The sequence below is a fragment of the Hymenobacter sp. BT559 genome, from assembly GCF_017571525.1.
Taxonomy (GTDB): domain Bacteria; phylum Bacteroidota; class Bacteroidia; order Cytophagales; family Hymenobacteraceae; genus Hymenobacter; species Hymenobacter ginsengisoli.
This window is the reverse complement of record NZ_JAGETY010000010.1, coordinates 142100-156395: the sequence shown is the minus strand read 5'-3', so window position 1 is coordinate 156395 and position 14296 is coordinate 142100. Positions and strand designations below refer to the sequence as shown.

Sequence of the window (14296 nt, the reverse complement as noted above, 5' to 3'; positions counted from 1 at the left end):
GTTGTTGCCGTCCGTCAGGGCGTGGCTAGCCCGATGACCGCTTCAAATGTCCGGTAAACGCGGCATTGCCCCTAGTATTTCATGCGAATGGCCGGGCTGGCTTATCGAATGCACCAGCCCGCTTTTTGAGTGCAGCCCGGGGCGGCGGGCGTATCTTTGGGTAGTATGCTGCCCTCCCCTACCCTGGCCGCGCCGGTGGCGGCCCCGGCGGCCACGCGCTCCTTTCTGGCCCAGGTGGCCCAGGAGCTGCTGGCCAGCCACGATGTAGACGCGCTCTCCGAGCTGGTCGTCATTGTGCCCACGCGCCGCGCGGTGGTGTATCTCAAAAACGAACTGGCCCTGGCCACGCCCGACGGCCAGGCGCTGTGGGCGCCGCGCATCGCGGCCATGGAAGACTACATGGTAGAGCGGGCGGGTGTGCAGATTGAAGAGCCTATTGCCTTGCAGCTCTTGCTGTTCGATATCTTCAAGCACATCGACCCCGACTTGCAGTTCGACCACTTTGTGGGCTGGGGCGGGCTGCTGCTGCAAGACTTTTCGACCCTCGACCAGCACCTGGCCGATACCAAGTCCATCTTCGAATACCTGGCCGAGGCCAAGGCGCTGGAGCGCTGGCAGCTCGACCCCGAGAAAAAAACCACTGGTCTCGACCGCTACTTCGGCTTCTGGGGGCAGCTGCACAAGGTGTACCTGCGGTTTAAGGCGCTGCTTAAGAAAGAGCACCTGTCTTACCCGGGGCTAGCCTACCGCCGGGCCGTGCAGGGCCTGCGCCGCGAGCTGGCCGATGTGAAGAAGCCCCTGCCGGCGCGCCACGTATTTGTGGGGCTGGGGGGCTTGAGCAAGGCTGAAGAAACGTTTATCGACCTGCTGCGCCGCGTGGGCCGGGCGGATTTGTACTTCGACGGCGACCCGTTTTACCTCGAAAAAGACTCGCCCAACCGTGCCGGCCAGGCCCTGCGCCGCTACTGGGGCAAGTGGGATTTGCCGCTCGATACTTTCACCTACCAGGACCATCTGCGCAGCCGGCCGCACCACGTGCGCCTGCTAGGGGTGGCCAATGCCAGCATGCAGGGCAAGCTGGCCGGCCAGCTGCTGGCCGAAGCCCGCCAGCGCAACCCCGACGCCACGGTGGCCGTGGTGCTGCCCGACGAAACCCTGCTGCTGCCCGTGCTGCACGGCCTGCCGCCCGCCGAGCTGGTGCCCGATTTCAACGTGACCATGGGCCTGAGCTTCCAGAGCACGGCCTTGTTCAATTTGGTCGATTTGCTGTTTGAGGTGCACCTCACGGGCATTCGCGAAGGGGAGCCGGGGCGCGACTACGGTGTGCCCAAGTACCACCACCTGGCCGTGAGCAAGCTGCTGGCGCACCCCTTTTTGCGGCGCTACCAGCAGTGGCAGGATGCGCAGCCCGATGAGCCGCAGTACCACAAGCTGCTCGATACCATTTGCCAGGAGATTGTCAAAAAGCATATGGTGCTGCTGCCGGCCACCGAGCTGCTACGGCTAGGGCACGGCCACCCGCTCATCGAGGCGCTGTTTAAGACCTGGGATAACTGCGATAATATCATCGGGGCTTGCTACACGCTGATTGACTTGCTCAAGCGCGTATATGAGCACGACCACACGGCCATCGAAGCCGAATATTTATACCTGTTTTACACGCTCATCCGGCAGCTCGACACGGCCTTCGACTGCCGCGAGCAGCGACTGAGCGTGCGCTCGTTCCGGCGCTTTTTGTACGACCAGATGCGGCGCACGCGCCTGCCTTTTGCCGGCGAGCCGCTAGCCCAGGTGCAGATAATGGGTTTGCTCGAAACCCGCGCCCTCGATTTTGACCACGTCATTATCTTGAGCTGCAACGAGAACACCCTGCCCGCGCCCAAGCGCCAGCAGTCGCTGTTTCCGTACGATGTGCTGGCCGAGTACAAGCTGCCTACCTACGCCGACGCCGAGGCCAACACAGCCTACAACTTCTGGCGGCTCTTGCAGCGCGCCGGCCGCGTAGACCTGGTGCACGTGCTGCCCGGCGCCGAGGGCGTGCGCACCGGCGAGCGCAGCCGGTTTTTACGGCAGCTCGAGTTTGATTTGGCCGCCCAAAACCCAGCCTTAGTGCTGGAAGACAAGACGGTAGAAGTGCCCGCCGGGCTAACGGTCCCGAGTGGCGATGAGCTGCTCAATGACCTCGTGCTGGCCAAAGACGACGCCATGCTGGCCGGCCTGCGCGGCGTGCTCGAGCGCGGCCTCTCGCCCTCGGCCCTCAACGAATACCTGGCCTGCACGCTTAAGTTCTATTTTTCGCGGCTAGCCCGCTTTCAGGAGAATGAGGAAGTGGAAGAGGCGCTGGGTGCCGACGGCTTTGGCACGGTGGTGCACGACGCGCTCGAGCACCTGCTCAAGCCCTTCGAGCTCTCAACCCGCGACCTCACCGCCGCCGACCTGCCCGAGCTGCTGAAAAAGGTGCCGGCCGAGGTGCAGCGCCAGCTGCGCCAGGAAGAAAAAGACCGCCAGGCGCGCTCCGACGACGGCCTCAACCATGTGCTGGGGCAGGTGGCCGTGCGCCTCATCCGCAAGTACCTGGAAAGCTTGCCGGGCCAGCCGGGCGTGCTGCCGCTGCGCATTACGGCCCAGGAAACGCCCATGGCGGCCACCGTCTTTGCCGACCTGCCGGGCCAGGCTGAGCCCCTGGCGGTGCGCATTTTCGGCCGCGCCGACCGCATCGACGCGCTGCCCGACGGCCGCCGCCGCGTAGTCGATTATAAAACGGGGCTAGTGGAGCGCCGCGAGCTGAACCTGCGCGGCACCCAAAAACCGCTTAGTACCGCCGACACCGTGGAGCGCCTGCTGGCCGAGTCGAGCAGCGGCGCCGACAAGGTGCGCCAGCTCTGGCTCTACCGCTTCATGCTCGAAAGCGACGAGTTGAACCCGGCGCCGCCCGGCTCGGAAGCGGCCATTATGAGTCTGCGCAAAATCGACGAGGGCCTGCTGTCGGCGCCGCTCGATTTTATTACTGAAGGCACTGGCGAAAGCAACTTTTTGAAGGCGAGCGCCGAGTTAATAGCGCGGCTGGCCCGGCGCATGCTCGACCCGGCCGAGCCCATCCGCAAAACCGACGACCTGGCCAAGTGCGAGTACTGCCCCTACCGCGGCATCTGCGCACGGTAAGGTTTTTGCAAGGCCGTATTAGGTAAAGAAATCGTTTGTCATTGCGAGCTTGCGAAGCAATGACAAACGATTAGGGTGTAGCGCTAGAGTAATTATGCAGAAGAGCCTCGTTCATCGCCTGCTTAACCCCTTCCTGCTGTGGCGCTTGCGCCATGTGAGCGAGCGGGTGTACGTGGTGTGGCTGGCGGGGCTGGTGGGCGTGTTGGCGGGGCTAGCGGCGGTGGCCCTCAAAACGGCCGTGCACTGGCAGCAAAACCGGCTGGCCCAGGCCGTGACGGAGCCCAACCGGGTATTTGCTCTCTCGATTTACCCAATTATCGGCATCACGCTCACGGTGCTCGTTACCAAGTACTTGCTGCACGGCAACCTGGGCCGGGGCATCGGCCCCATTATCTACAACACGGCCCGCGAAAATGCCATTGTGCCGCGCTCCAAGCTATATTCGCAGCTCATCACGGCTTTTCTCACGGTGTCGTTTGGCGGCTCGGCCGGTACCGAGGCCCCGATTTCGGTGACGGGCTCGGCCATTGGCTCCAATGCGGCCAGGGTGCTGCGGGCGGGCCGACGGCGGCGGCGTCTGCTCACGGGCTGCGGCGCGGCGGCGGGCATAGCGGCCATTTTTAATGCGCCCATCGCGGGGGTGCTGTTTGCGGTCGAGGCGATTTTGATGGAGTTGCCGGCGCAGTATTTTATTCCGCTGCTCATTTCGTCGGCCACGGCCACGGTGGTGTCGAAGGCCCTGTACGCGGGCCAGCCGTTTGCGCTCATTACCAACTCGTGGGTGGTGAATACGGTGCCGTTTTATTTGGTGCTCGGGCTGCTCACGGCGCTGCTCTCGGTGTATATGATTCGGACCTACCACTGGTTTGACCATTTCTGGGAGCGCTGGCCCGGGCTGCGCTGGCAGAAAGTGCTGCTAGGGGGCACGGCGCTGGGGGCGCTCATCTTTCTGTTTCCGCCGCTCTATGGCGAGGGCTACAGCACGGTGGTAGAGAAGCTGCTGGCCGGCAACGCCCAGGCGCTCACCGACGACAGCTTGTTTTCGGTGTATGGAGACAACAACGTGTGGCTGCTGCTCATTCTCGTTTTTTTCACGATGATGATGAAGGTGGTGGCTACCAGCATTACGGTGGGCGCGGGCGGCAACGGGGGCATGTTTGGCTCGTCGCTGGTGGCGGGGGCGCTGGGCGGCTTCCTCTTTGCCCGCTTGGTGAATATGACGGGGCTAGTGGCTATTCCGGAGGTGCATTTTGTGGTGCTGGGCATGGCCGGCGTGCTGGCGGGTGTGGTGCACGCGCCGCTCACGGCCATCTTTTTGATTGCCGAAATCACGGGCGGCTACGCGCTGTTTGTACCGCTGATGTTCGTCACGAGCTTTTCATACCTCATTACCAAGCACTTCGAGCCCTACTCGGTCTACACCCGCAAGCTCACCCTCAAGGGCGTGGACGTGTACGCCAACCGCGACCGCGACCTGCTTTCGCGCCTCGACCTGCACCGGCTGCTCGATACTGATTTTCTGGCCCTGCGGCCCAGCGCCACGCTCGGCGAGCTAGTCGATGTGTTTCGGCACGCCCACCGCAACGTGTTTCCGGTAGTAGGCAAAAGTGGTCAGCTGCGCGGCATCATCAGCCTCGACATGGTGCGCGACACGCTCTTCGACGGAGCCCACTACACCACCACCAAGCTCAGCGAATTGATGCAAAAGCCGGTGGCCATTATTCATGCCACCGACAGTGTCGAGCATTGCCTCGATGTGTTGGAGCGTACCGACAGCACCGCTCTGCCCGTGTGCGACGATGAAGGTAACTACCTGGGCTTCATTGTAAAGTCGGCTATCCTGGCCAGGTATCGGCGCGAGCTGATAGAGGAAGGGCAGGCGTAGAGACGCATCCTTGCGTCTCCTCGTTGAACGATGCCGCCGTGCAAACGCTACTGCGCTGAGTCGAGGCACGCCTGCCCTAGCCGCGCAGATGAGGAGACGCAAAGATGCGTCTCTACACGGCCACGTCAAAACTCAATGGCCTCCGTCTGCTGCTGGTGGCTGATTATCAGCCCTACCATCATGAGCAGGCTGGTGAGCAGAATGACCACAAACAGGATATTCTCGCTCACGTCGCCGAGCACGTGCTGGGCCGGAATACTATAGAAAAGCAGCACCGTGATAAGGCCTTTGGGCGCGATAAACAGCTCGGGCAGCAGGTCGGTGCGGGCCACGTAGCGCAGGTACAAGTAGCGCAGCCCGGTGAGCACGGCCACTATCAGCAGGCCCTGGCCCACCAGCTGCCAGCTGATGAGGCTAGCCAGGGTGATGGAATAGCCGAACAGCAAAAAGAAAAACGTGCGGATAAGAAACGCCGACTCGGCGGTGATATTCTTGAGCTGGTGCAGGTCGGGTGCGAGGTCTTCGGCGGTGAAGCTGCGCCAGCCGGTGCGCAGCCGCAGCCAGCCCAGCAGCAGGTCGGCATTATTAACGGCCAGGCCAAAAGCCAGTACCAGCAGCAGCGACGACAGGTGCAGCTGCTTGGCTAGGCTATAAATGAGAATCAAAAAAGCGAAAAGCAGGAAAAACTTGACGTGCTCGCGCAGGCGCCCCAACAAGAAGCTCAGCAGCACGGTGCTCGCAATGGCTACCAGAATTATCAGCACCACGCCGCGCCCAAACGTGAGCAAGCCCTGGCCCTGGTAAAAATCTTCCTGGTCAACGAAGTTGAAGAGCATGATGCCCAGGATGTCAGAAAACGTGCTTTCGTACACGATAAACTCCTGCTTTTCGCCCGTCAGGTTGGCTACGCTCGGAATAGCGATGGCGCTGCTGATAACCACCAGCGGCACGGCATTGAGCAGGCAGGTTTGCCAGCTAGCCCCTAGCCACAGGTGCAGCAGCCCGCCGATAGTCGCGGCCTGTGCCACCAGCATGAGTGCCGCCGCGAAGAACGAGCGCCGGATGAGCGGCACCTTGTCGCGGCTCAGGCGCAGGTCGAGCGCGCCTTCCAACACTATCATTATCAGGCCGATAATGCCGAATATTTCGAGCACCGTTTTGGGTACCTGCAAGCTGTAGTCGTGGTAGTCGGCCCACTGCCGCAGCCCGATGCCAGTGAGCAAAAGCAGCAGCACCGACGGCACCCGCGTAGCCCGCGAAGCCAGGTTGAAGAGGTAGGAAAGGATAACGGCCAGGCTCAGGCCAATCAGAATGCCATAAGAAGTCATGTGGCTAGGGTACGGTCGGGCTTGCGTGGCCGTTGCCGGGGCAGCCAGGGTAAATTTGGCGTGTGAAGCCTGATTCTCCTACTTCAACTGCCCCACTGGTGGCCATCATCGGGGGCGGGCCTGCCGGCCTGCTGGCCGCCCAGCGCCTGGCCGAGGCCGGCTGCCGCGTGCGTATTTTCGAGCAGAAAGCCACCGTGGGGCGCAAGTTTCTGGTGGCCGGCCACGGCGGCTTCAACCTCACCAATGGCGAAGACCCTGCCGCGTTTGCCGGGCGCTACGGCACGGCTAGCCCCTTGTTTGAGCAGCTGCTGGCCCACTTCTCCCCCACCGACCTGCGCCGCTGGGCCGCCGGGCTGGGCATTGCCACGTTTGTGGGCACCAGCGGGCGCGTCTTCCCCGAGAGCCAGCACAAGCCCGCCGACCTGCTGCGTGCCTGGCTGCGCCGCCTGGCCGAGCTGGGTGTGGAGCTAAGCACCCGCCATCGCTGGCTAGGCTTTGCCGAAAATACCGGCCTACGCTTGCTGAACGAGGCCCTGGGCGAAGAATTTATCCTGGAGCCGGCCGCTACCGTGCTAGCCCTGGGCGGCGCCAGCTGGCCCCAAACCGGCTCCGATGGCGGCTGGGTACCCCTGCTCGAAGCGGTGGGCGTGCGCTGCCATCCCTGGCAGCCCGCCAACTGTGGCGCCGAGGTGGCCTGGTCACCTTTCTTCAAGGAGAAGGTGGGCCGGGCGCCGCTCAAAAACATCGCCCTCAGCTGCGGCGGCCACACCGTGCGCGGCGAGATTATGCTCACCGACTATGGCCTGGAGGGCACGCCGGTGTACGCCCTCACGCCCCAACTGCGGGCGGCGCTGGCGGCCGGCCACTCCGCTAGCCTACTCCTGAATCTGAAGCCCGACCTGGCCCCCGCCGAGCTGGCGCGGCGCGTGGCGCAGCGGCGGCCGGACACCTCGCTGCCGGCTTTTTTGGCCAGCGCCCTTAGCCTGAAGCCGCCGGTGCCCACGCTGCTGCGCGAGCTGGCCGGCCCGGCACCCGACCTGGGGCCTAGCCTCGCGGCCTTGCCGATTCCGGTAACCGGGCTGCGCCCGCTGGCCGAGGCCATCTCATCGGCGGGCGGCGTGCCGCTGGCCGAAGTAGATGCGCGCCTGATGCTGCACCGCCGGCCCGGCACCTTCGTGGCGGGCGAAATGCTGGACTGGGAAGCCCCCACGGGCGGCTACCTGCTGCAAGGCTGCTTCAGCACCGGCGCCTGGGTAGCGACGGGCGTGCAGCAGTGGCTAGCGCAGAAATAAACAGTAGCGCGAAGCTTCTGCTTCGCGCTACTGCCGGGCAACCAAGCTGGGCAGCTTATAGTAAGCCTGTTACTCTCAAACTTAGCAATGCTTTCTTATGGCAACCGCCCACGCTTCCGATAGTAAGAACGACGACATCTATACCTCTTTTAAGCACGACGTGAACATGACGGCCGGCGAGCTAGAGAAGTGGCTCAAAACCGACGAATCGAAGTCGGTGGGCCAGGCTAGCGGCGATGGCGAAAGCATCGGCCACCACTCGGGCGAGCGCATTATCGAGATTTTACACAAGAAAAAGGCCGACCTCACGCCCGCAGACGAGGCTCACATGCACAAAGTGCACAGCTACGTGAGCCGCCACTCGGCCCAGGGCCCGCACGATAAAAAGGACATCGAAACCTCGCGCTGGCGCTACTCGCTCATGAACTGGGGCCACGACCCGCTGAAGAAGTAATGGTTAATGTCGTCAGGGATTATTGAACAATATTAACCATTGACCATTAGTAAATTAACCATTTTTTTCCACCGCTTTCTGTTCGGCTTCCTTTAAAATCTGCCGGGCCTCGCGCAGCAGCTGGCGGCCGGGGTCTAGCTCATCGCGCGCTATCAGGGCGAACAGCAGTAGGAAGGATATGATGGGCAGGAGCCAACCCAGCGCAAACCATAGCCAGAACGAGCGCCCGCGGGAGGAGGCGCAGTACCCGGTCATAATGGGGATGAACGACAGGCCCACCACCATCACAAAAAGCATGTCGACGAAGAGCATAGGCTAGGGTGCTGGATGGTAGGGAAAACGCCCGTGGCTGCAACCCGAAGTTACGATGAAGTTGCGAAAATGTAGCAGCTTTGCTGGCTGTTACGCAGCTATTAAGTGGACTTTTACGTATGGCTGGCTAGCCAGTGCTGCTTGCGGATGCGTGGGCAGCCCTTCCCGGCCCTGGCGACCATCGCCCCATCGCCCCCGACTGCCACCTATGTGGGAACACCAAAGCTTGTTTCGCGTTTCGGCTCAGCTATTTGCCGAAGGTACTTTCAATTTGCTCGACCGCAATCTGCGGCCTGAGGTTTTCTTGCTAGGCCTCGCCCAGGGCCGCGAAGAGGACGACCCGCAAAGCGTGGTGGTAGAGCCCACCAGCCTGCGCTACAGCCCAGCCGAGTTTGCAGGCATCAAGACGCTGGCTGCTTCTTTTGAGGCCAGCGACCTGAGCCCGCGCGACAATGTGTACCACCTGCACCCGCAGGACCACGACCGCATCGAAAAGCAGCACTGGTACGAACTGGTGTGCAAGGCCACCGACCAGGTACTGCAGAGCATAGTAGCCCGGCGCGGGGAGAATCGCCGCTGCTTTTGCTCTACGCCGCTCAGTCTCAATGGCTACCTGGTAGTAGTCGTGCTTCAGCTGGCCGCCGACACCTACAATTCTTACTACACGCTGCCCGGCAAGCCGGGGCCCAACCGGACCTGCTCGCTGCCCCACGCGGCGGTGCTGGAGTTTTTGCACGAATGTACCCGCGCCCTGCGCGAAGCCGACACCGCCGACAACGAGCAGCCAGTGCTCGACCGCGACTACAATGAGGTGCTGCGCGGTGCCGGCCGCCGCCTCATGCTGCGCGTGAGCCCCGGCAACGCCCACGGCCTGTACGATGCCTGCCTGGGCGTGGCCGCCCTGCGCCACGAAGGCGACGAGGGCCGCGGCACCATGCTGCTGGGCCGCCGCCAGCACGCGGCCATTGTGCCGGTGCTGACTCTCGAAACACCCGTGCCGCTGCGCGACCACCGCTCCATCCGCAAGCTGCTGGAGCTCACCGAAGGCTCGACGGGCCTGGTGTCGGATGCGGCGCACGTATTTGGGCTAGGCCACCTCGTGCCCGAAAATGCGCCGCAGTATGAGCCCCTGGCCACGGTGCACTTTACCAACCACTATGGCTGGGAATTGCGCCATGCTGGCCACACGCTTATGCGGGTGGTGAGCAACACGCCGCGCCTGCCGCAGGGCAAGGTGCAGGCCGATAATTTTGACCGCGTTATCCGGCAGGTCTTTCCCGATATTGACGATGCCGGGGTGGCTTACCTCTGGGAGCTGGCCCTGGAAGCTTCTAATCAGAGCCATGGCACCATGCTGTGCATCACGGCCGGCGCCAAGCCCGAGGCCGAGCGCCTGCGCCGCCAGTGCTTCCGGGTGGTGCCCCGGCCCATGACGCCGCCCGTGCTGCGCCAAGCCACCTCCATTGATGGCGCAGTAATGATTGAGCCAAGCGGCGTGTGCTATGCCATTGGGGTTATTCTGGACGGGCAGGCCACCGAAAAAGGCGACAGCAGCCGTGGCGCGCGCTACAACTCGGCCGTGCGCTATACCAGCTCCTCGCCCTACCCCTGCCTGGCTATTGTGGTAAGTGAAGACGGCTGGATTGACCTGTTGCCCTCGCCCCAACACGCCGCGGTGGCCCAGCCGGTAGTAAATGCGGCCGGCCACTAGCCCGGGCTTAGCCGGTGGGCGCTATTTTCGCGGCTTCGCTCCTCGCTTTGGTTGTCGGTTATCAGTTTTTGGTTTTTGGCGGTTTGAACCCAGCCAGTAAAAGTCCTGCCCTGTAGCCAAAAGTCCAAAGCCAGCACCCAACAACCAATTACCAACCCCTTTATGATACTTATTGCCGACGGCGGCTCGACCAAAACCAGCTGGTGCCAGCTCTCCGACGCGGGCCAGCGCGTGTACTTCAACACTGAAGGGTACAACCCCGACTTTGTAGACACGCAGGACATTAGTGCCTCGCTCGAAAAAAACCTGCCCGATACGCTGCCCCACGCGGCCGTGCGCGAGGTTTATTTCTACGGCGCCGGCGTGTCGAGCCCCACCAAGGCCGAGGTGGTGGCCGCCGCCCTGCGCCAGCAGTTTCCCAACGCCACCAAAGTCGAGGTTACCGAAGACCTACTGGCCGCCGCCCGCGCGCTGCTAGGCCACCAGCCGGGCTTTGCCGCCATTCTGGGCACGGGCACCAATTCGTGCATCTACGACGGCACGGATATCACGTATAACGTCGACTCGCTAGGGTTCTTCCTGGGCGATGAGGGCAGCGGCTCCTTCCTGGGCAAGCGCTTGCTGCGCGACCACCTGCGCGGCTTGCTACCCGACGGCCTGAGTGAGGCTTTGCAGGAGGAATACAGCCTGGGCTCGCGCAACGACATCCTGGACCGACTCTACAACCAGCCGCTGCCCAACCGCTTCCTGGCCAGCTTCGCCAAGTTTTGCTACGACCACAACAACGTGAGCTACTGCCGCCAGATTGTGGTAGAGGCGTTCGAAGCCTTCTTCCAAAACCTGGTATTGCATTACCCCAACTACCAGAGCCTCACCTTCAACTGCGTGGGCTCGGTGGGCTATAACTTCCGCGATGCCCTCACGCAGGTAGCCAACAGCCACGGCATGCAGGTAGGCAAAATCATTCGCTCACCCATCGACGACCTGGTGAGCTTCCACGAGCATTCGCGCTAGCCCCAGGCTTTAGCGCTTTCCACAAAAAAGCCTCCGCAGCACTGGCAGCGGAGGCTTTTTTGTGGGCTAGCCAGCGTGCTACTGCACCAGCAGGCGGGTGGCCTGGGTTAGCTCGCCGGCTTGCAGGCGCACCAGGTACACACCGGGCGCCAGGCCCTGCAGGGGCAGCACCTGCGCCTGGGCACCGGCCGCCTGGCGGGCAGGGGCTAGCTGGCGCACGGTTTGGCCGAGCACGTTTTGCACCGCGATGCTGGCCGTGGCCGCCGCGGGCAGTTGGTACTGGATGGTGGTGGTGCCGGCGGCCGGGTTGGGCGCCAGGCTTAGCTGGAAGGCGGCCGTTTGCTGGGCGGCGCGGGCAGCCAGTGGCACGGGCGTGCCCAGGGCCTTGCTCGTGTACACGGCATACTCGCCGGGCTGCAAGGTGAAGGCCAGCGTCGTGCTGGTCACGTTCAGGGTAGCGCCCGTGATGTAGTTGTACCAGGTACCCGTGCTGGGGAAGGTGATGGTGGTCGGAATCGCCTGCACGTCAAAGTTGCCATACGTCACCACGCTCAGGTCAGCACTTGAGATGCTGATGGACTTGATAGCGCCACTCAGGTTCTGGGTGTACGAGGTAAAGGAGCTGAAGACCGGCTGCTGCTTGAGCTGGGCCATGGTCTTGTAAATGGCGTAGAGGTGGCGGCGGCCGGCGTCCTGGCGGTAGTCCCACCGGATGGGCTTGGCGGCCGTGCGGCAGTTGGGGTCGATGGTCGTGCCGTCCGAGCAGGTATTGATGCTGTAATCGTAGCCAATCTCGCCAAACTGCCACACCATGCGCGGGCCGGGCTGGCTAAAGAACAGGACTGCTGCCAGCTCGTCGCGCTTGAGGCCAGTGGCGGGGTCTTTAACCGAGTAGCTGCCGTTGGTATTGCCGTAGGTCTTGTTCTTGAACTGCATCCGCTCCTCGTCGTGGCTTTCCATGTAGGCTATCGAGTTGGGCTTGCCCCAGCCGCGGCCGCCCTGGTCGCCGTAGTAGCCGTAGCTCAGGTCCCAGCCGCTGCTGTAGCCCATCGAGGCCTGGGTGTAGTTGGGGTTCATGTTGCCCCACAGCATCAGGCCATAGTCGCTTAGCACCTTGCCCTCGTCGGTGGGGTTGCTGGCGCTCACGCCGTTGGGGAAGTGCTCCAGAATGGGATACGAGCCAGGGCTAGCCGCCATCTGGGCGTTGTAGTAGTCTTCCCAAATAGCCACGCGCGTCGGGTCGTAGTTGGCGTAGGTATCGTTCGTTTTGGGCACCTGGCTGAAGCCCCCGGCCAGGTCGAAGCGGTAGCCATCGATGTGGTATTCCTGGAGCCAGAACTTGATGACATTCTTCGAGAAGTACCGGGTGTAGGCACTCTCGTGGTTCAGGTCGTTGTACACGCTGTAGGGGTGCGGCGCCGAGGTGTTAAACCACGGGTTATCGGCCGTGGGGCCGGTCGATACGTTGCCGTAGAGCTGCACCATCGGGCTCTGACCGGTGGAGTGGTTGAGCACCATATCGAGCACCACGGCAATGCCGCGGCGGTGACACTCGTCGATGAGCGCCTTCAGCGCATTTTTGGTGCCGTAGTACTTGTCGGGGGCGAAGTAAAAGCACGGGCTGTAGCCCCAGTTGTCGTTGCCGTCAAACTCATTGATGGGCATCAGCTCGATGACGTTGACCCCTAGCCGCTGAATGTAGCTAAGCGTGTCCTTGAGGGTCTGGTAGTCGTGGCGGGCCGTAAAGTCGCGCATCAGCAGCTCATACACCACCATGTTGGTGCGGGCCGGGCGCTGAAAGCTGGTGGCCGTCCAGGTATAGGCCGGCTGGTTGGTTTGCAGCACCGATACCAGGCCGGTAGTGCTGCCGGTGGGATACGGCTTGAGGTTGGGATAAGTGACGGCCGGAATGTACTTGTCGTTGTCCGGGTCCAGCACCTTCTCGCAATACGGGTCGGCCACGCGCAGCTGGCCATCTACCAGAAATTGATACGCGTATTCCTGGCCCGCCGTCAGGCCGTCTATCTGCACCCACCAGCGGCCGGTGGCCGGGTCCGAGTCTACGGTAGCAGTCTTGTTCATGAGGCCGGCCGAGGCAGCCTGCCAGTTGTTGAACTCGCCAATCACATACACAAAGCTCTTGCGGGGCGCCGTCAGGGTCAGGATAACCGAAGTGCCATTGGGCAGGTAGGTAATGCCATCGGGGTTGGCGCCCGCCGGCAACGCGGCCGTGGTCACGGCCGGCGCTACGATAATAGTCGTGGTGGCCGAAGACGTAGTTTTGCCATCATCGGCGGTGAGCACCAGCGTATTTACCCCCTGCTGGGTGATGGTTACATTGGCCGACAGCGTGGTGGCGTTGGCTTGCTGCGCCACCTGCGCGCCATTGAGCGTGAGCGTAAGCGTGGCGGCCACCGAGGCCGTGCCCGCCACAGTCACCGAGGTGCCAGCGGGCACTATGGTGTTAGAAACAGCCGGGCTGGTGAAGCTGGCCTGCACGCCGGGCGCCACCAGAATGTCGGTGCTGCCCACGCCTTTGCCCTGCGGCGAGCCGCCCGTGCCGCGAAACACCATCGCCAGCTTTTGCAGCACCTCGCCGGAAGTGGCAAAACCAGGGTAATATGTACGCGGCGTGAGCGAAATGCTATACTTGTGGTTGCCGAGCGAAGTCATCTTCTCGGCCGCCGTAGGTGCGTTGAAGTTGGTGCCCGCCACAAAGTGCCAGTTTGTGCTGCTGGTGCTTTTGTCGGTGATGAGGCCGGTCCAGATGTAAACGTCCCCGTTGTAGCTGGCTAGCCCGCCATCGCCCAGCGTGGCATCGTAGGTGATAGTGAGCGGCGTATCGGCGGTGAAATACGACGGGCTGACCGTCACCGGCGATTGGGCCCAGGCCACGGGGGCCCAGCCCACCAGCAGCAAGATAGCCAGTGCCAAACGCCCCAGGAGTTGAGGTTTTATCATAGTAAATGGGGTGGGAAAAAGAAGTACGCCGGGCCCGGGCGTCAGCGCCGCAGGCCAGTACCCGAGCTAAGATACGACATGCTACGGGCCTTTTCGGGCACTTTCACGCGTATTTCACCGGGTTGACCTGCAAACGTTTGCGCTCTTTATGGGGCCTGGCCGGGCGCTATTTTCGGC

The 14296-nt window shown here is 62.6% G+C and carries 9 protein-coding genes; 6 read left to right on the top strand and 3 right to left on the bottom strand.

The features are described 5' to 3' along the window. The first annotated feature begins 165 nt into the window (after positions 1–165). Positions 166–3162: a PD-(D/E)XK nuclease family protein gene (locus J4D99_RS14830; protein WP_208132511.1), complete on the top strand. Its 2997-nt coding sequence runs from the start codon at positions 166–168 to the stop codon at positions 3160–3162. Positions 3163–3256: 94 nt separating this feature from the next. Next, a complete protein-coding gene (locus tag J4D99_RS14825; protein ID WP_208132510.1) occupies positions 3257–5047 on the top strand; it encodes a chloride channel protein in 1791 nt (596 codons plus the stop codon). Positions 5048–5172: 125 nt separating this feature from the next. Here the strand turns inward: J4D99_RS14825 and J4D99_RS14820 are convergent, their stop codons facing one another. After that, positions 5173–6375, bottom strand: a complete 1203-nt coding sequence (locus J4D99_RS14820) for a cation:proton antiporter (RefSeq protein ID WP_208132509.1) — start codon at positions 6373–6375, stop codon at positions 5173–5175. Positions 6376–6437: 62 nt separating this feature from the next. On the opposite strand from J4D99_RS14820, the gene J4D99_RS14815 reads away from it, so the two are divergent. Together J4D99_RS14815 and J4D99_RS14810 are read left to right on the top strand one after the other, a co-directional pair. Further along, on the top strand, positions 6438–7667 hold the full coding sequence (locus J4D99_RS14815) for a TIGR03862 family flavoprotein (protein WP_208132508.1): 1230 nt from the start codon (positions 6438–6440) through the stop codon (positions 7665–7667). 97 nt (positions 7668–7764) lie between these two features. Then, entirely contained in the window at positions 7765–8121 is a 357-nt protein-coding gene (locus J4D99_RS14810) for a DUF3140 domain-containing protein (RefSeq protein ID WP_208132507.1), read from the top strand. A 54-nt stretch (positions 8122–8175) separates the two neighbouring features. Here the strand turns inward: J4D99_RS14810 and J4D99_RS14805 are convergent, their stop codons facing one another. Further along, positions 8176–8433 (bottom strand): ATP synthase subunit B family protein, encoded by a 258-nt coding sequence (locus J4D99_RS14805; protein ID WP_208132506.1) that lies wholly within the window; start codon positions 8431–8433, stop codon positions 8176–8178. Between the two features lie 208 nt (positions 8434–8641). Between J4D99_RS14805 and J4D99_RS14800 the strand changes: the two genes are divergently transcribed. Both J4D99_RS14800 and J4D99_RS14795 read left to right on the top strand, forming a co-directional pair. Continuing rightward, complete coding sequence (locus tag J4D99_RS14800; protein WP_208132505.1) at positions 8642–10144, top strand: DNA integrity scanning protein DisA nucleotide-binding domain protein; 1503 nt, start codon at positions 8642–8644, stop codon at positions 10142–10144. A gap of 162 nt (positions 10145–10306) precedes the next feature. Beyond that, positions 10307–11158: an N-acetylglucosamine kinase gene (locus J4D99_RS14795; RefSeq protein ID WP_208132504.1), complete on the top strand. Its 852-nt coding sequence runs from the start codon at positions 10307–10309 to the stop codon at positions 11156–11158. A gap of 78 nt (positions 11159–11236) precedes the next feature. Here J4D99_RS14795 and J4D99_RS14790 read toward each other — a convergent pair whose 3' ends face one another. After that, a complete protein-coding gene (locus J4D99_RS14790; protein WP_208132503.1) occupies positions 11237–14119 on the bottom strand; it encodes an alpha-amylase family glycosyl hydrolase in 2883 nt (960 codons plus the stop codon). Positions 14120–14296 lie beyond the last annotated feature (177 nt).